Source organism: Tenacibaculum piscium, assembly GCF_021390755.1.
Taxonomy (GTDB): Bacteria; Bacteroidota; Bacteroidia; order Flavobacteriales; family Flavobacteriaceae; genus Polaribacter; species Polaribacter piscius.
Genome location: NZ_JAJGWR010000002.1, coordinates 327,801 through 345,493 on the forward strand (window position 1 = coordinate 327,801; position 17,693 = coordinate 345,493).

Annotated in this window: 15 protein-coding genes and 2 tRNA genes; 8 read left to right on the top strand and 9 right to left on the bottom strand. The window is 31.2% G+C overall.

All coding sequences use genetic code 11. The features are described 5' to 3' along the window. Window positions 1-25: 25 nt before the first annotated feature. Window positions 26-1,336 (bottom strand): aspartate kinase, encoded by a 1,311-nt coding sequence (locus L0U72_RS05565; protein WP_233898626.1) that lies wholly within the window; start codon window positions 1,334-1,336, stop codon window positions 26-28. Continuing rightward, window positions 1,323-1,808 (bottom strand): GNAT family N-acetyltransferase, encoded by a 486-nt coding sequence (locus L0U72_RS05570; protein WP_101918397.1) that lies wholly within the window; start codon window positions 1,806-1,808, stop codon window positions 1,323-1,325. The genes L0U72_RS05565 and L0U72_RS05570 overlap by 14 nt, the downstream gene beginning before the upstream one ends. Before the next feature lie 159 nt (window positions 1,809-1,967). On the opposite strand from L0U72_RS05570, the gene fbp reads away from it, so the two are divergent. Further along, window positions 1,968-3,002 (top strand): class 1 fructose-bisphosphatase, encoded by a 1,035-nt coding sequence (gene fbp, locus L0U72_RS05575; protein ID WP_233861743.1) that lies wholly within the window; start codon window positions 1,968-1,970, stop codon window positions 3,000-3,002. A gap of 133 nt (window positions 3,003-3,135) precedes the next feature. Then, window positions 3,136-3,744, top strand: coding sequence for a superoxide dismutase (locus L0U72_RS05580; protein WP_101918399.1), 609 nt, complete (start codon window positions 3,136-3,138; stop codon window positions 3,742-3,744). A gap of 134 nt (window positions 3,745-3,878) precedes the next feature. Here L0U72_RS05580 and L0U72_RS05585 read toward each other — a convergent pair whose 3' ends face one another. Beyond that, window positions 3,879-4,334, bottom strand: a complete 456-nt coding sequence (locus L0U72_RS05585; protein WP_101918400.1) for a DinB family protein — start codon at window positions 4,332-4,334, stop codon at window positions 3,879-3,881. Window positions 4,335-4,386: 52 nt separating this feature from the next. Here L0U72_RS05585 and L0U72_RS05590 point away from each other — a divergent pair, with 52 nt between their 5' ends. Continuing rightward, window positions 4,387-4,734, top strand: a complete 348-nt coding sequence (locus L0U72_RS05590; RefSeq protein WP_193700239.1) for an arsenate reductase family protein — start codon at window positions 4,387-4,389, stop codon at window positions 4,732-4,734. A gap of 69 nt (window positions 4,735-4,803) precedes the next feature. Here L0U72_RS05590 and L0U72_RS05595 read toward each other — a convergent pair. Continuing rightward, window positions 4,804-4,875, bottom strand: a tRNA-Gln gene (locus L0U72_RS05595). Between the two features lie 83 nt (window positions 4,876-4,958). Further along, window positions 4,959-5,030, bottom strand: a tRNA-Gln gene (locus L0U72_RS05600). A 208-nt stretch (window positions 5,031-5,238) separates the two neighbouring features. On the opposite strand from L0U72_RS05600, the gene L0U72_RS05605 reads away from it, so the two are divergent. Next, window positions 5,239-8,364 (top strand): DUF2723 domain-containing protein, encoded by a 3,126-nt coding sequence (locus tag L0U72_RS05605; RefSeq protein WP_233898627.1) that lies wholly within the window; start codon window positions 5,239-5,241, stop codon window positions 8,362-8,364. 92 nt (window positions 8,365-8,456) lie between these two features. On the opposite strand, the gene L0U72_RS05610 is transcribed toward L0U72_RS05605, so the two are convergent. Both L0U72_RS05610 and L0U72_RS05615 read right to left on the bottom strand, forming a co-directional pair. Further along, complete coding sequence (locus L0U72_RS05610; RefSeq protein WP_101918403.1) at window positions 8,457-8,750, bottom strand: thioredoxin family protein; 294 nt, start codon at window positions 8,748-8,750, stop codon at window positions 8,457-8,459. 134 nt (window positions 8,751-8,884) lie between these two features. Next, the gene (locus L0U72_RS05615) at window positions 8,885-10,108 is read right to left on the bottom strand and encodes a metallophosphoesterase (protein ID WP_193700241.1); all 1,224 of its coding nucleotides are present in this window, start codon (window positions 10,106-10,108) and stop codon (window positions 8,885-8,887) included. Window positions 10,109-10,301: 193 nt separating this feature from the next. Here L0U72_RS05615 and polA point away from each other — a divergent pair, with 193 nt between their 5' ends. Further along, a complete protein-coding gene (gene polA, locus L0U72_RS05620) occupies window positions 10,302-13,154 on the top strand; it encodes a DNA polymerase I (protein ID WP_233898628.1) in 2,853 nt (950 codons plus the stop codon). A 28-nt stretch (window positions 13,155-13,182) separates the two neighbouring features. Continuing rightward, a complete protein-coding gene (locus L0U72_RS05625; RefSeq protein WP_101918406.1) occupies window positions 13,183-13,572 on the top strand; it encodes a hypothetical protein in 390 nt (129 codons plus the stop codon). 36 nt (window positions 13,573-13,608) lie between these two features. Here the strand turns inward: L0U72_RS05625 and L0U72_RS05630 are convergent, their stop codons facing one another. Beyond that, entirely contained in the window at window positions 13,609-15,261 is a 1,653-nt protein-coding gene (locus L0U72_RS05630; RefSeq protein ID WP_233898629.1) for an Ig-like domain-containing protein, read from the bottom strand. Window positions 15,262-15,314: 53 nt separating this feature from the next. Beyond that, on the bottom strand, window positions 15,315-16,007 hold the full coding sequence (locus L0U72_RS05635; RefSeq protein ID WP_233883075.1) for a ComF family protein: 693 nt from the start codon (window positions 16,005-16,007) through the stop codon (window positions 15,315-15,317). Between the two features lie 53 nt (window positions 16,008-16,060). Between L0U72_RS05635 and L0U72_RS05640 the strand changes: the two genes are divergently transcribed. Further along, complete coding sequence (locus L0U72_RS05640) at window positions 16,061-16,621, top strand: class I SAM-dependent methyltransferase (protein ID WP_193700244.1); 561 nt, start codon at window positions 16,061-16,063, stop codon at window positions 16,619-16,621. 160 nt (window positions 16,622-16,781) lie between these two features. Next, window positions 16,782-17,660: a hypothetical protein gene (locus L0U72_RS05645; protein WP_233883076.1), complete on the top strand. Its 879-nt coding sequence runs from the start codon at window positions 16,782-16,784 to the stop codon at window positions 17,658-17,660. Window positions 17,661-17,693 lie beyond the last annotated feature (33 nt).

The window sequence follows — 17,693 nt, forward strand, 5'->3', positions numbered from 1 at the left end:
CTGAATTTTGTTAGCTTTACGTTTTTTATTGTATTACCAACTGGGCTGTTTCGGTGTTTATTTGTCGAATAATTGCGGTTCCTTTTTCACGTATTTTTTGAAGTGCTTTTTCATCAAAATGACGAATTGTATATAGGGTTACATCTTTATAAACTTTAATGATAAAGGTTGATTTTAAGTCTTGATAAAAGCTATCAAATGTATTGTATTTATCTTCGATACACACTGAAAAACTGATTGCGGAGTTTTGAATTAGGTTTACTTTTAATTGATATTCGTCTAATTTTTCAAAAACATGGCTAATATTACTTTCGACCATAAAGGAGAAATCTTTGGCTGAAATTGACACCAAAATTTGATTTTTCTTTACAATAAAACACGGTATTTCAGGATTAATTTTGGTTCCTTTTCCCACGCAAGTTCCTTTGTTTGATATATCTTCAAAAGAACGTACAAAAAGAGGAATATTTTTTTGTTCTAAAGGTTGAATTGTTTTTGGATGAATTACAGATGCGCCATAAAAAGCCATTTCAATAGCTTCGGTATATGAAATTTCGTGTAATAATGTTGTTTTTGAAAACACTCTTGGATCGGCATTTAAAACGCCTGCGACATCTTTCCAAATCGTTACGCTTTGGGCGTTTAAACAGTATGCAAATACGCCTGCGGTATAATCAGAACCTTCTCTTCCTAACGTTGTTGTTGCCGTAAAGTTTTGATTACCTTCCACTATATCTGACGCTGTTTTAAGTGATGTACTTCCTAAAAAACCTTGGGTAATATAGATAGTATTTTCACTGATATTTTTATTTATTTTTTGAGTAATATTTTGAGAAGTTAATTCCCAATTAATTTTTGCGTCTCTAAAATTGGCATCTGTTTTGATACATTCTAGAACATCTATCCATTGATTTTTAATATCAATTTCTGATAAATAGGCACTTACAATATGGGTGGATAATAATTCACCAAAACCGACGATTTGGTCATATACATAATTGTAATTTTTCGAATTATTTTGAATCATAAAACCACTTAATTCGGCGAATAAAAAATCGACTTTATTAAAAATTTCATGATTTTCTTCAAATAAATTAGTTATTATTTCATGATGAAAATCTTCCACAAAAGAAATTGCTTCTTTTAAATTATCTTCTGAATTTTCTTGTTGATAAAAATAAGCGTTGATAATTTCTTCAAAAGCATTGGTCATTTTTCCCATCGCCGAAATAACGACTAAAACATTGTTAAGTCCTTGACTTCTTAAAACTCTTGCTACATTTTTTACACCATCGGCATCTTTTACCGATGCGCCTCCAAACTTAAATATTCTCATTACAAAATTGTGTTAAACTTTCGGTATCCATTTGGCAAACTCGCCATTGTTCATAAACTGTTGCGCCTGTATTTTTATAAAATTCGATCGCATTTATATTCCAATCTAGTACTTCCCAAGAAACTCTTTTAAAGTCATTTTCTTGTGCATATTTCATCACGGAACCGTATAATTTTTTACCTGCTCCGATGCCTCTTTTATCTTGTGTAACCATTAAATCTTCCAAATGAATTGATTTTCCTTTCCAAGTTGAATATCGCTGATAAAAAAGTGCCATTCCGATAATTGTTCCATCAAGTTCTTGAGCCACAAAGGTTTTAAACTTCGGATTTTCAGAAAATCCATCAGCAATTAAAATTTCCAAATTAATTGCTACCGCATCAGGTTCTTTTTCAAAAACAGCTAATTCAACAATTAAATTCAAGATGGATTGTGCATCTTTTTTTACGCCTTCTCTAATTATAAAACTCATTACTTCTATTTTAAGCAAAGATAATTCTTAATATATCTTGCTAAAAAACAAATAGAAAATTAAAACACATCATTTGTATTTGTTAAAAATTTTAAAATAAAAAATTATTGTAAAACCGTAAAAAAGTTGGCATCTTTGTAAAGAACACAAAAATTTGACATGAACAACAAGCACATGACTCTAGGAGAGTTTATTATTGGATATCAAAAAGATTTTAAATACTCTTCTGGGGAATTATCTCGTTTAATCAACTCGATTCGCTTGGCGGCAAAAGTGGTTAATCACGAAATTAGAAAAGCTGGTTTAGTAGATATTACAGGCGCTTCTGGCGATGTAAATATACAAGGAGAAACGCAACAAAAATTAGATATTTTAGCTAATAATCTTTTTAAACAAACACTTATCAACCGTGAAATCGTTTGTGGTATTGCCAGTGAAGAAGAAGATGATTTTGTAATTGTAGAAGGGCAAGAAAAAACAAACGAAAACAAATATGTTTTATTGATGGATCCTTTAGACGGTTCTTCAAATATTGATGTAAATATATCGGTAGGAACTATTTTTTCTATTTACAGACGAATTTCTCCTGTAGGAACGCCTGTAACCAAAGAAGATTTTTTACAAAAAGGAAGCGAACAAGTAGCCGCTGGTTATGTAGCTTACGGAACTTCTACGATGTTAGTTTTCACCACAGGAAATGGTGTAAATGGTTTTACGTTAAATCCTGCAATTGGAACCTTTTATTTATCGCATCCAAACATGCAATTTCCAGAAATTGGTAGAATTTATTCGGTAAGTGAAGGCTATTTTACGTATTTTCAAGAAGGAATGAAACGCTTTTTAGTGCATTGTAAAGACCTCAATCAAGCTGATAACCGCCCGTATACAGCGCGTTATGTTGGCTCGTTAGTAACCGATTTTCATCGAAATATGATAAAAGGAGGAATTTATATTTATCCTTCAACAACCATTACGCCTAACGGAAAATTACGTTTATTATACGAAGGAAATCCAATCGCTTTTATCTGTGAACAAGCAGGTGGAAAAGCTACCGACGGATTTACAAGAATTATGGATATAAAACCATCAGAATTACATCAACGTGTGCCTTTTTTCTGCGGAAGCAAGCAAATGGTCGAAAAAGCAGAAGAATTTATGAGTGAATTTTCTGCGGATGCAAAACCAATCTATTAAAAAATAATAAACTATAATTTTTATTTATAGTAAAATCAATTTAGAATAAGGGAAACAGTTGTTTCCCTTATTTTTTTGGGTTAAATTTACATCAGTAAAAATAAATAATTAACTCATTAAAAAACGTACAATTATGGCTTTTGATTTACCAAAATTAGGATATGCTTACGATGCATTAGAACCAAATATTGATGCACGAACTATGGAAATTCACCATAGCAAACACCATAACGGATATACTACTAAATTAAACGGCGCAATTGCTGGAACTGATTTAGAAGGGAAATCTATTGAAGATATTTTAACAAATTTAGATTTAACTAATGCTGGAGTTCGTAATAACGGTGGTGGTTTTTACAATCACTCTTTATTCTGGACGGTATTAAATCCTGAAGATAGAGGGAATTTATCTGGAGAATTAAAAAAAGCTATTGAAGCTGAATTTGGTTCAAAAGAAGCTTTTATCGAAGCTTTTTCTAAAGCAGCAGCAACACAATTTGGTTCAGGTTGGGCTTGGTTATGTGTTCAAAAAGGCGGAAAATTAGAAATTTGTGCTACGCCAAATCAAGATAATCCATTAATGCCTGGAGTTGCTTGTGGAGGAACGCCTATTTTAGGATTAGACGTTTGGGAACACGCTTATTACTTAAATTACCAAAACCGTCGTCCTGATTATATTGATGCTTTCTTTAAAGTAATCAACTGGAATGAAGTAGAAAGAAGATTTGCGGAAGCTAAATAATTAGCCTTTATTTTGATAAAATAAGCAAGTAATTTTTTACAGATAACTTCTTATGAATCATCATAAATATGTAACATAGAAAATCCCGAAATTTTAAATAATTTCGGGATTTTTATGTTTTTAAAAAAGATAAATTAAACTAATTTAACCAACGCCATAATAACACCTAAATGGATTCCTTCATGTAAATTATTAAAAGAAATCGCAGTTTCGATAGTATCTAAGGTAAACCCTAAACTTGTTTCATAGGCGGTATATTCTTTGAAAATACCCGCTTCAAAATCTTCTTGTAAGGTATCTGGCAAGCCGATAAATAATTCTTTTACTTCTTCTAACTCTTCTTCTGAAAATGTTTGTGTAGGAAAAGTTCCTTTTCTATAATTTTCAATCAATTCATCAGCGACTAAACAATTTAACCCTGATAATTTATAGTGTAATAATTGTTGTGTTACCACTAAATGAGCAACATTCCAAGCAATATTATTACTAAATCCTTCTGGGATTTTATGTAATTGTTCTATGGATAAATTTTCAATTTTCTTTAAAACTACTGCTCTCGATTTTCTTAAAATTTCAAATTGCGTATTCATTTTTCTACTTATTTTAGCGTCGTTCAAAGATAATTATTAAACCATCGAAACCATGAAGAAAGTATATTTTTTACAAACCTGTGATACTTGCAAACGCATTTTAAAAGAAGTAAATCTTGAGGGATTTGAAAAACAGGAAATAAAAACAAATAAGATTACTGTAAATCAACTAGAAGAAATGCGAAAATTAACCGATAGTTATGAAAGCTTATTTAATAAACGAGCGAGATTATACAAAGAAAAAGACTTGAAAAATAAAGAAATTAGTGAAAATGAATATCGTGATTTTATTTTAGAGGAATATACTTTTTTAAAGCGTCCTGTTTTTATTTTGGAGGATAAAATATTTATCGGAAATAGCAAAAAAGTTGTTGAAACTTTAAAAGAGGCTGTAAATTAATGTTGTAAATAATTCACAAATATAATAAACCAAAAAAGTTTCATAATCTTACCGATTATGAAACTTTTGTTGGCCCACCAGGACTCGAACCCGGAATGTCTGCACCAAAAGCAGATGTGTTACCAATTACACCATGGGCCATTTAATAAGTTTGCAAATATAAAAATAATTTTTATACTTTAGTAATTTTCTGGACCTAACTTACGTTGTTAAAAAACACTTAGTTGGCCCACCAGGACTCGAACCCGGAATGTCTGCACCAAAAGCAGATGTGTTACCAATTACACCATGGGCCAATTACTTATTGCGGGTGCAAATATAACACATTTTTTAATTTGAACAAATTTTTTTTATTATTTTTCATTTAACATAATTTTATAGCACTGAGTAAGAAGCCATATCTGTTAAAATTATATTTTTGTTTTTGTTGAAAAATGAAGAGTTATTAATACTTTCGTAGTTTAGTATAAATCAAGAATCATCAGAACAATTATCGCACCAACTATGACCGAATTTAATTATAAAAAATGGAACACAATTTTAGGTTGGTTTTCATTTGCCGTGGCACTGATTACCTATACCTTAACCCTAGAGCCAACGGTTAGTTCGTGGGATTGTGGCGAATATATTTCTACGGCGGTAAATTTAGAAGTTGGGCATCCGCCAGGCGCTCCTTTGTTTCAGATGTTAGGAGCTTTTTTCGCCATGTTTAGTAATGATCCTAGTCAATGGGCTAAAATGGTTAATTTTATGTCGGGATTGGCAAGTGCATTTACCATTTTATTCCTGTTTTGGACAATTACCAATTTAGCTAAAAAAATAGCACTCAAAAATGGAAAATTCAGTAAAAATGAAGCCATCGCCGTTTTAGGAAGTGGACTCGTTGGCGCTTTAGCCTACACTTTTTCGGATAGTTTTTGGTTTAGTGCCGTGGAAGGCGAAGTATATGCGATGTCCTCATTTTTAATGGCATTATTATTCTGGTTAGGACTCCGCTGGGAAGATGAAATAAATACTCCAAGAGGACATAAATGGCTAGTAATCATAAGTTTTGTTGTTGGATTATCGTTTGGAGTGCATATTTTATCGCTCTTAGTGATTCCATCAATTGTGATGTTATATTTCTTCAAAACCTATCAAAATGTCACCCTAAAAACAACCGCCGTTGCTACTTTAATTTCGATACTTGTACTTGCTTTTGTTTTTAAATTCTTATTTCCATTTACCCTTAAATTCTTTAGTATTTCTGAATTGTTTTTTATCAATCAAATAGGATTGCCTTATAATTCAGGAACTATTCTTGCTGGAATTGTTTTAATCGGCTTGTTTTTCTTCGGATTAAATTACACCCGTAAAAAGAATTTAGTAATGGCAAATACCTTAGTATTGTCGATACTTTTTATGATGATTGGTTTTTCATCTTGGTTAATGTTACCAATTCGTGCCAATGCCGATACGATTATTAATGAAAATAATCCATCGAGTGCACAGGAGTTATTAGCCTATTACAACCGTGAACAATATGGCGATGCCAATGTTTTTTATGATAATTATTATTCGGTTTCTTATGATAGAACACAAGATGCCGAGCAACCTTTTAAGGATGATAAACCAAAATATGAAAAGATAAACGGAAAATATGTTATTGTCAATAAATACAAAAATATAATCCCTAATTATTCAAGTAAACACAAAGGATTTATCCCAAGAATGGTAAACCCTGCTTCCGAGCAACATTACAAACGAATTGCAGGAATCCCAGCACGAAGCAAAAGACGACCAACGTTTTTAGAAAACATAAAATTCATGATTGATTATCAATTTGGATATATGTACGGGCGTTATTTTATGTGGAATTTCGTGGGAAGACAAAACGATGCCCAAGGACATTTAGACGTTGAAAATGGAAACTGGTTAAGCGGTATCGATTTTATTGATGAAATTCGCTTAGGTTCACAACAAAATTTACCTGATGATATCAAAAATAATAAAGGACGTAATAAATATTTTTTCCTGCCTTTGATTTTAGGACTAATCGGCTTAATATATCAATCAAAAAAAGATAAAAAGAATTTATATACCCTTGCTTTATTTTTCGCTTTTACAGGTTTTGCTATTATTTTTTACACCAATCCAAGACCTTTTGAACCTCGTGAACGTGATTATGCCGTAGTTGGTTCATTTTATGTATTTGCCATTTGGATAGGTTTTGGCGTACTTGCGTTGTATGATTATCTAAAAAATTACGCCAACAAAAGAACTGTTGCTATTGGAGTCTCTACGATTTCATTATTGGCTGTTCCCGTATTGATGGGCGTTCAAAATTGGGACGACCATGATAGATCTGACCGTTATATCGCGCAATTAAACGCACAAACTTATCTGGAGAGTTGCGATCCAAATGCGATAATTTTTACTATCGGAGATAATGATACATTTCCACTTTGGTATATGCAACAAGTCGAAGGCGTGCGTCGGGATATTAAAATTATAAATACAAGCCTTTTTCAAACCGATTGGTATATCGACCAAATGAAAAAGAAAACCTACGATGCCGAGCCAATTCCATCACAATTAACACACGATCAATATAAATATGGAACGCTCGATATTGCCTATCATATTCCACATCCACGATTTAAAGATTCTATCATGTCGCTTAAAAACTTTATGCGATGGATGCAAAGTAGCGATAATCAAACCTATTATATTGATGAAGAAAATGATGTTAAAGAAAAATTTTATCCCACAAACAGAATTCGAATTCCTGTTAATAAAGAAAATGTTTTAAAAACAGGGTTGGTCGCTCAAAAAGATGCCGATAAAATTCTTGATTACATCGATATTACTGTTGATAAGCAAGGTTTGACTAAAAATCGAATTTTAATGCTCGATATTTTGAATAATTTTCAGTGGAAACGTCCAATTTATTTTACAGGTGGTGCCAATGCCGATGAAGAATATATTTGGTTAAAAGATTATTTACAATTAGACGGAATGTCGTATAAATTTGTGCCGATTAAAACATCAAACAAAGGGAAATCAATGTTTGCAATGGGACGCATCGACCCTGAAAAAATGTATCAAAATATTCAAAAATGGGATTGGAAAACCATCAATAATGGAAAAATTTATTTAGATGAACAAAGCAAACGCAATGCCATTTCGATGCGTAATAATTTAATGCGTTTATCTGAAGCATATTTAGCCCAAAAAGATACGGTAAAAGCCAACGAAATATTAAATTTATCTTTGGAAAAATTACCAATTACACAATTTGAACATTATAGTATTTCGTTAGGATATCCTGAATTATATTATCGCATAGGCAACCTAGAAAAAGCACGTGAAACTGCCGAAATACTTATTGATGTTTTTCAACAAAAATTAAAATATTACAGTACTTTCAAGGATAGTAATATCGATTTAATTCTAGATACTTTAGAAACGAATTTATACTTGTATCAGAATGTAATTCAGCAAATTACAAAACATGAACAAGATATCGAATATGGTAAAAAAGCTTTTGAAGGATATCTAAATCACGCTCGTTTATTCAAACATTTAATGGCAGATGAACAAGAATCATTTCCTCAAAAATCAGCAAATGATGACACAGAAAAACAGTAACTAAATTAATATTCTAATCTTATAAAAAAAGGCGTTATATTTTATAAATAATGCCTTTTTACTTTTTTATTAAAAAACAAAATCGCAAAAAGTTAAAAATATTTTTGTACCAAACCGATAAGCGTATTCGCATCTTGCTCGCCAGTTTGTCGCCATTGTATTTCGTTATTTTTATAGATGATAAAAGTCGGATTGCTTTTAATACGCAAAGCATTGGTAAGCGTTTGATTTTGATGCGTATCAATTTTGATAACCTTTGCCTTATCGCCTAAAGCTGCCGCAACATCTCGAAGTATTTCTAAGCGAGGTTCTAAGTCATTTAAGCCTGCATAAAAATCAATTAAAACAGGTTTATCAATATTTATTAGTTCTCCAAATTTAGCCATATTTCATAGTTTTAAGTTTTTTTCTTAGATTCTATTATTATTTTTAATTTTTTAGTTCACTTATTGATAAGTCCTTGAAATTTACCATTTTATTTTCAAACTGTTGTCAAATTTGACCTAAAAAACACAAAATATTAAACTTTTTTTAACTCGATTACAGTAATTTCTGGCCAAATCCCTACTCTTCCTGGAAAAGCATGATAGCCAAACCCTCTATTTACATTTATATAGCGTCCAAATTCTTGATACAAACCAGCCCATTGTTTATAGACATATTGTGATGGACTCCATTTTATCCAACCTGGAATTTCAATGCCAAATTGCAATCCGTGGGTGTGTCCGCTCAAGGTTAATTGATAATTAAAAGCATCTTTTTTAACCTTACTTTCCCAATGACTTGGGTCGTGTGTCATTAAAATTTTAAAATCTTCTTGCTGAATTTTTGCAGATGCTTTTTCTAAATCGCCCGCTTTATTAAAGCCTCTCCCCCAGTTTTCAACGCCGACCAAGGCTATTTTTTGTCCGTCTTTTTCGATATAGCGATGCTCATTTAAGAGTAAATCAAAGCCTATTTTAGGATGTAATTCTTTTATCGCCTTAAAATTTGCTATTTTATCTTCGGAATTTTTCCAGCTAGAATAATCACCATAATCATGATTTCCTAAGACCGAATATTTCCCAACAGGCGCTTCTAATTTTTGAAATATGTCAATCCAATCATCCATTTCATGGGCAAAATTATTGACCAAATCACCTGTAAATAAAATTATATCGGATTTTTGCTGATTTACCAAATCAACTGCATACCTTATTTTTTCTTTATTGGTAAAACTTCCCGAATGAATATCCGTAATTTGAGTAATCGTAAAACCATCAAAAGCTTCGGGTAAATCTTTAAAATTCAGCTCATAGTTAAGCACTTTATAATTATATTTCCCTTTGAAAATTCCATATAATAATCCCGATAATGGAATCGAAGCCATTGCCAAGGCTAATTTTGCGATAAAAGTTCTTCGCCCTGCCAAATCTTTGGTTTGAGAAGATGAAAAATATGAAATTCCCTTTTGAATCCATCGAAAAAAATCTTCGCCCAACAATACCAATAACATACATAACTTCGGAAGTAATACCACTAAAAGAATGCCCAAAGCAACCTGAAATTGTAAGGTTTGTCCCGAACTTCTATCCGAAGAAAGTACCACATAAAAAAAATGAGCATAGGCTAAAAAACCAATACACAACCAACCATAGCGAATAAACTTGTTTTTAGTGATTGTTTTTATCGCCTGAAAAGCATACGCTTCAAAAATAATAACAACCAATACTATAATCAAAATTGAAACCAACCATCGAGACATATTAAATATATTTTAAAGTAACACAAAGATAGCTTGATTATTGAAAATCAATTAAAAATCAACTAAAAATCAATTTTTAACGTCTTGTTAAAGTTTCGTAGCTTTACTCCCGAAATTACGCTCACTATTTTAAAGCGATTTTCTTTCAAAAAAGACATATTTTAATACACTTCAACAGGCTTAAAAAAAACTCATGGCAAATCAAAAAAGACTTTTTTTACTCGATGCTTTCGCTTTAATTTTTAGAGGATATTACGCATTTATAAAAAATCCACGGATTAACTCGAAAAATATGGATGTTTCCGCCGTTTTAGGCTTTACCAATTCGATGTTAGATGTTATCAAACGAGAACGCCCCGACCATTTAGCCGTGTGTTTTGACCGTGGCGGTTCGGTCGCTAGAACAACCGCTTTCCCCGACTATAAAGCCAATAGACAAGAAACTCCTGAGGCCATTAAAATTGCCATTCCGTATATCGAAAAAATGCTAGAGGCGATGAATATTCCTGTAATTGTAAAAACAGGATATGAAGCCGATGACATTATAGGAACGCTCGCAAAAAAAGCTGAAACAGCAGGTTATCAAGTTTTTATGGTAACCCCTGATAAAGATTTTGCACAATTAGTTTCTGAAAATATTTTTATATACCGTCCTCGTTTTGGAGGCGGATACGAAACTTGGGGAATTGCCGAAGTTCAAGAAAAATTTGGCGTAGAACGTCCTGAACAAGTGATCGATTATTTAGCCATGATGGGCGATGCTGTCGATAATATTCCTGGATTACCTGGCGTAGGAGATAAAACCGCTAAGAAATTTTTAGCCCAATATGGCTCTATGGAAAATCTGCTAGCAAATACCGCAGATTTAAAAGGAAAAATGAAAGAAAAAATAATCGAAAATGCAAAACTTGGTCTTTTATCCAAAGAACTTGCCACGATTATGTTAGACGTTCCTGTCGAATTTCATGAAGAAAATTTTGAAATGTGTCAGCCAAATATTCAAGCAACTGCCGATATCTTTAATGATTTAGAATTTCGACGTTTAGCAGACACCTTTGTTCGAATATTTACCGCCGCTGTTCCTGTAAAAGCAGGTGAAAAAGCATCCGAAGAAAATATAGCGAATAAACAAGAAACAAAAAATATTCCTGTTACAAATACAACAGGACAATTCGACTTATTCGCCACTCCTGGAACAGGAACAACCAACCAAGAAACTACCATTTCAGGCTTCAAAACCATTGAAAATACACCGCATTTTTATCAACATATAAATTCTCCACTAGCAAGAAAATTATTAGTATCTAAATTAATGCAACAAAAATCGGTATGTTTTGATACCGAAACCACAGGTTTAAAAGCCTTGGAAGTTGAAGTAATCGGAATTTCATTTTCTTGGGAAAAAGGAAAAGGATATTATGTCTCTTTTCCAGAAAATCAAGAGGAAACAACCGCTATTTTAGAAGAATTTAAACCGTTTTTTCAAGCATCAACCATTGAAAAAATTGGACATAATTTAAAATATGACCTCAAAGTTTTATCAAATTATAAAATTACCGTTAAAGGAAAATTATTCGATACCATGATTGCGCATTATTTAATTAATCCTGATATGCGTCATGGAATGGATATTTTAGCCGAAACCTATTTAAACTATAAACCTGTTCCAATTATAGAATTAATTGGGAAAAAAGGGAAAAATCAACTGTCGATGCGAACTGTTGAAATCGAAAAACAAACCGAATACGCTGTTGAAGATGCCGATATTACCTTGCAATTAAAAGAGCATTTTACAAAAGAGCTAGAAAGCGGAAATGTAACCAAGCTATTTAATGATATTGAAACGCCTTTAGTCTCGGTTTTAACAGCCATGGAAATTGAAGGAATCAACTTAAATGTACCATTTTTAAAAGAACTTTCTGTTGATTTAAGCAACGATATTGAACGTTTAGAAAAAAATATTTACCAGCAAGCTGGCGAAGAATTTAATATCGGTTCTCCAAAACAACTAGGAATTGTTTTATTTGAAAATATGAAATTGGTCGAAAAACCGAAAAAAACAAAAACAGGACAATATTCAACCGCCGAAGATGTGCTTTCCTTTTTAGCAAAAGACCATCAAATTATTCGAGATATTCAAGAATATCGCCAATATAAAAAATTAAAAAGTACCTATGTTGATGCTTTGCCCAACGAAATAAATTCAAAAACAGGACGTATTCACACCTCGTATGCACAAGCCGTTGCATCCACAGGAAGATTAAGTTCTAACAATCCGAACTTGCAAAATATTCCGATTCGTACCAAAAGAGGACAAGAAATTCGAAAAGCTTTTATCCCAAGAGATGAAAATTATGTGTTATTAGCCGCCGATTATTCTCAAATTGAATTGCGAATAATCGCCTCATTAAGCCAAGAAGAAACCATGATGGAAGCCTTTAAAAATGGCGAAGATATTCATGCTTCTACCGCATCAAAAGTTTTTAATGTTCCTTTAAATGAAGTAACTCGGGAACAACGTAGTAATGCAAAAACCGTTAATTTTGGTATTGTATATGGAGTGTCTGCCTTCGGATTGAGCAATCAAACCGATTTATCTCGAAAAGAAGCCAAAGAATTAATTGATACCTATTATGAAACCTATCCGAAGTTGAAAAATTACATGGCAAAACAAGTCGATTTTGCACGTGATAATGGCTATGTAGAAACGGTTTTAAACCGTCGTAGGTATTTAAAAGATATCAATTCTAGAAACGGAATTGTGCGTTCAGGAGCGGAAAGAAATGCTGTAAATGCCCCAATTCAAGGAAGTGCCGCCGATATTATCAAACTCGCAATGATTACTATTTATAAGCGATTTGAGAAAGAAAATTTTAAATCGAAAATGCTTTTGCAAGTACATGATGAACTGGTTTTTGACGCTCATAAAGACGAATTAGAAATTATCAAACCAATTATTAAACAAGAAATGGAAAATTCCTTTAAAATGGAAGTTCCGTTAGATGTTGAAATCGGAATTGGTGAAAATTGGTTGCAAGCACATTAAAAAATATTAAAATATTAAGGAAGCAAAAATGGAAGTAGATTTTATAGAGAATATCAATGGTTTTGATGAAAATGTAGTGCGTTTATACAACTTCAACAAAGCCGAAGCAATTAAATTTAGCGCATTGCTTCAAGAAACAATTATTGAAAAAAGACAAAAATTAAACCTCGCTGAAATTGATTTTATTCAAACCAAAAATTGTAATTTAATCTTCGGTTTATTCAATTCTGATGAAGGAATTTTAACCAAAGATAATCAGACATTTTTTTGCGTACTCACCCTTGAAGGGTTTGAAAATATGTTGAAATTAATAGCGCCATTTTGCCAAAAAGAAACTAGAAGTTATCAGTATTTATATGATATTGATAATCCAACAGAATTATTATTTTGCCCAAGTGCAAGTGCATATAATGAGTAACAAAAAAAACCTCAGATTAATTTCTGAGGTTTTTTGTTATTTAATAATAAATACTTCATTCATTTCCCAATTGGCTCGTAATTTGAAGCTGTTTTTAAAATAAAGTATTGGTTCAGGTTGTTGTTTTAATAAAAAATTTCCTGTATCCCAAATAGTATTTTTATTTTTATCGATAATAGCTCGAACCGTATATTCTTTAGGCGGTAATAACTCAAAAATTACTTTTTTAGATGAAGAGATATACTGTGTTTTTAGCACTTTCTTTTTTTGTAAAAGTTGAATAATTACAGGAAAATTTGTTTGTTTTTTGATATCTAAAATAATACTTCCGTACTCTTGAGCGCTACGTGTTTTAAATTGATATGTTAACGTATCATTGCTAGTTTCATATATATCGGTAAGTCCTTTTGGCAAAACACCAAAAGTATAGCTAGTTTCTGGTGTTTTATCAAAAAAAATCGATAACTTATTGATTGCTTGTTTTTTAATTTTAAAATCAACTAAAATAGTGTCTTTATTTTCTGATGAATTTAATGAAGTTAACGAAAATTTTGAGGCATCAAAAGTTACAATCGGATTATTAGTTTCTAAAAACAAGGTATCTTTTAAATGTAAAACACTTTTTATTTCTGATAAAATAACTAAAGAATCGATTTGTTTTTTACGAAAACGCACTGTTATAGTGTCTTTTAAATTATTTTTAAAGTTATTTTTAAAGTTAGCTTTTAAATTATTTTTATTACTTACAATAAAAGTTAAAGAATCTTGTTGGAGTGGCGTAAACCAATAATTTAAGGTGTCTTTATCTTTTTCGTATGCCGAAAATGCTTTAAAAGAAGCAGGAACTTTTGATAATAATTCGACTTTTAAGGCTTCTTTTTGTCCTTCATATCCGAATTGAATTTTTCCTTTTGAAACTTCTTTTCCTCTTTTAAATTGATAAGATGGCACTTCTTTAAAAAGTGTTATCGGACTTGAAATTAAGGTGTCTTTTGGCAACGAAATCGTGTCTTTATAAAAACCTATTTCATCAGTTTTACTATTAAAAATATAATCGCTTGATGTTTCTTTTAACGCCAATAATAAATAGTTTCCTGCTTGTAAATTGGTGAATTTAAAAGTAGTGGAATCCAACGTACTTGTTACGTAATTTGGCTTTTTTTTGTAGATAATCGAATCGTTATAAATACTATCGAAACGATATAATAAAACGCTACTATTTTTTAATTTTTTAGTAGATAACATTCTTCTTACCGAACCTTTTAACGTTAAAGAATCAATAAAACTTCCTGTAGAAAACACGTATTTAAAACTTTCTAAAGCATTATTTTCGTTATTATCTTGTACCGAATTTCCAAAATTAAACGTGTACGTAGTATTGGTTTTTAGGGTATCTAAAATTTTAATATTGATATATTTACTTGGTGTTCCTTGGGGCGTTATAATAGGTGGATATTTCAATGGAGGAGAAACGACTAATTGCTTGGTTAAATCCTTTAAAACAACGTATTCATTAAATTGAATTTTAATGTTTTTTGCCTTAAAATGAGTCGTTTTATGCGGTGGTTTTGCCGTCATCATAATGGGTGCTTCCTCATCTTTTGGACCTCCTTCAGGTCTTCCTTTTCGAGCACAACTCATCAGGATACTCACAACTAAAACGACTAAAAATAATGTCTTATTTTTCACAAATTGATTCTTTAAATAGAACATCAAAAGTACTAAAATAACACTAACAAAAATTAGTCTTTTTGAACACTCGCCATAGTTGCAATACTGATACGAATATTTTTGGTAACCGATAACGCCTGACAACACGCCACTAAAGTTGCGCCTGTGGTCATTACATCGTCAATTAATAAGATATGTTTATCTTCAAAAAAAGTAGTATCTGTTAGTTTAAACGTGTTTTCGATGTCCAAAAATCGCTCGAAACGACGCTTAGTTGTTTGCGTTTTTGCCGAACTTACTTTTATTAAAATATCAGGTTGATACACAATATTTAAAATAAGTCCTAACCTTTGTCCAAACATTGTCAGCTGATTATAGCCTCTTTTTTTTAATTTTGAAGGATGAATCGGTACAGGAATTATACAATCAACATCCTTAAAAATAGCCGTTTTTTTTAAATGCTCCCCAAACCAATTCGCTATAAAAACACCGATTGCTGGCTGATTTTTATATTTTAACTCCTGAATTATTTTTTGTCCAATTCCTAATTTCTGATAATACATAAAAGAACGTACATTTTCAACCTGAGATTTCCCATAAAAAGGAAGTAATAAACTACTGTTTATAGGAAGATTATCTTCAATAAGTGGCAAATTATGATGACAAAAAACACATAAATACAGTTGTTTTTTCAGTAACATATCAGAACAATTGACACATAATTTTGGATAAAATAAATAGAATATATCTTTTAAATAGTGCATCTTTACCAGCGATATTTGAGTAGGAAATATACAAAAAAAAACATTATATTATTTTGAGTAAAAAATTTAACTTCTTTAAAGAAGCGGTCAAAAATTACAAAACATCAGGCACCGTTGCCCCTAGTTCTAAGTATTTAGCAAAGAAAATGCTTCGGAAAATTAATTTTCAAACAGCAAACGTTCTTATAGAATTAGGCCCAGGAAATGGTGCAATCACCCATAGTATTTTAGAAAAAATTCAACCAAATGCCGTGCTTATCTGCTTCGAAATTAATGATGCTTTTTATCTAGAATTGAAAAAAATAAAACATCCGCAGTTAATCGTGCTAAAAGCATCCGCAGAAAAAATAACAACCGAAATTCAAAAACTCGGCTACAAAAAAGTAAATCATATCATTTCTAGCCTGCCACTTACCATTATTCCTGCTGAAATATCAACCACTATTCTAAAGGAAAGTTTTCAAATATTAGAAAAAAATGGGCTGTTTATTCAATATCAATACAGTTTAAGCTACTATAAAAAATTGAAAGAATTCTTCGGAAACAACATAAAACTAAATTTTGAATCTCGTAATTTTCCACCCGCTTTTATTTACGAATGTTTAAAAAAATAGTACATTAACCAAATTATTATCAAAGTAAGAAAAAAATTATAGCAAAAATATTATCACAAACTTACTTAATTCATAAAAAAAACAATAATAATTCATAAACAAAGACAAAAATAAAAGAATAAAAAACATATAAATACAGCCCTAATCACTCCCCATTATTATGACACTACAACAAAAAAAAAGCGCCCTAATTGTTATACTTCTACTATTAACATTAGGTTTAACACTTTTTTCACTTCAAAAATCAAGTCAATATAGCGATCTTCAAAAAGTATTTCATAATGAAAAAACTGCGTTAGAAAAGGAATTAGACCAAATGATTAAAGATTATACTGATGTTGTTGGTCGAAAAAAACATATCTCCAAAAAATTGCAAACTGAAATTGTAAAAATGAAAAAGTTGCAAGAAGAAATAAAAAACTTAAAAGCAACTAATTATAATGCAATCGCAAAGTACAAACAGAAAATTATCCGCTTACAACAAGAAAATAAAAAATTATTCCTACAAGTAGATTCCCTACACACCGAAAATCAATTATTAATTATCAAAAATAAAAATACCAGCGATATTTTAGCTCAAAAAGAAACCATTAATACCTCTTTATCTGAAAAAAATGACGCACTAAAAGAAAAAGTAGCCCTTGGTAGTATTCTTAAAACAAGTACAATCAACGTAGTGGCAATGAAAGAACGCAATAGCGGGAAATTAACATCCACTTCAAGAGCTAGCAGAACCGATGCTTTTAGAATTAATTTCGATTTATTGAAAAATCTCGTCGCCGAAGCAGGTGAAAAAACCGTGTTTATTCAAATCATAAATCAAAATAACAACGTAATTGCTCCTAAAGGAATTTTAACATTAAATGACGGAAATCAAATCCAATATTCCGATACCATAAAAGTAAATTATACCAATGACACCTTAAGTTTAGTATCGCTAATTTTAGTCAATAGAACCGATATCATCAAAGGAAAATATACCATAAGTGTCTTTGTCGATACCGCATACGCAGGAACAACAACCTTTAATTTACGATAAATAATAAAATTAATTTAAAAATAAAACAACCCT

Coding starts and splice junctions, on each gene's coding strand:
- L0U72_RS05585 (WP_101918400.1), bottom strand. CDS start 4,334: ATGAATACGCAATTTGAAATTTTAAGAAAATCGAGAGCAGTAGTTTTA.
- L0U72_RS05645 (WP_233883076.1), top strand. CDS start 16,782: ATGACACTACAACAAAAAAAAAGCGCCCTAATTGTTATACTTCTACTA.
- L0U72_RS05570 (WP_101918397.1), bottom strand. CDS start 1,808: ATGAGTTTTATAATTAGAGAAGGCGTAAAAAAAGATGCACAATCCATC.
- L0U72_RS05565 (WP_233898626.1), bottom strand. CDS start 1,336: ATGAGAATATTTAAGTTTGGAGGCGCATCGGTAAAAGATGCCGATGGT.
- L0U72_RS05635 (WP_233883075.1), bottom strand. CDS start 16,007: ATGCACTATTTAAAAGATATATTCTATTTATTTTATCCAAAATTATGT.
- L0U72_RS05590 (WP_193700239.1), top strand. CDS start 4,387: ATGAAGAAAGTATATTTTTTACAAACCTGTGATACTTGCAAACGCATT.
- polA (WP_233898628.1), top strand. CDS start 10,302: ATGGCAAATCAAAAAAGACTTTTTTTACTCGATGCTTTCGCTTTAATT.
- L0U72_RS05610 (WP_101918403.1), bottom strand. CDS start 8,750: ATGGCTAAATTTGGAGAACTAATAAATATTGATAAACCTGTTTTAATT.
- L0U72_RS05605 (WP_233898627.1), top strand. CDS start 5,239: ATGACCGAATTTAATTATAAAAAATGGAACACAATTTTAGGTTGGTTT.
- L0U72_RS05615 (WP_193700241.1), bottom strand. CDS start 10,108: ATGTCTCGATGGTTGGTTTCAATTTTGATTATAGTATTGGTTGTTATT.
- fbp (WP_233861743.1), top strand. CDS start 1,968: ATGAACAACAAGCACATGACTCTAGGAGAGTTTATTATTGGATATCAA.
- L0U72_RS05625 (WP_101918406.1), top strand. CDS start 13,183: ATGGAAGTAGATTTTATAGAGAATATCAATGGTTTTGATGAAAATGTA.
- L0U72_RS05580 (WP_101918399.1), top strand. CDS start 3,136: ATGGCTTTTGATTTACCAAAATTAGGATATGCTTACGATGCATTAGAA.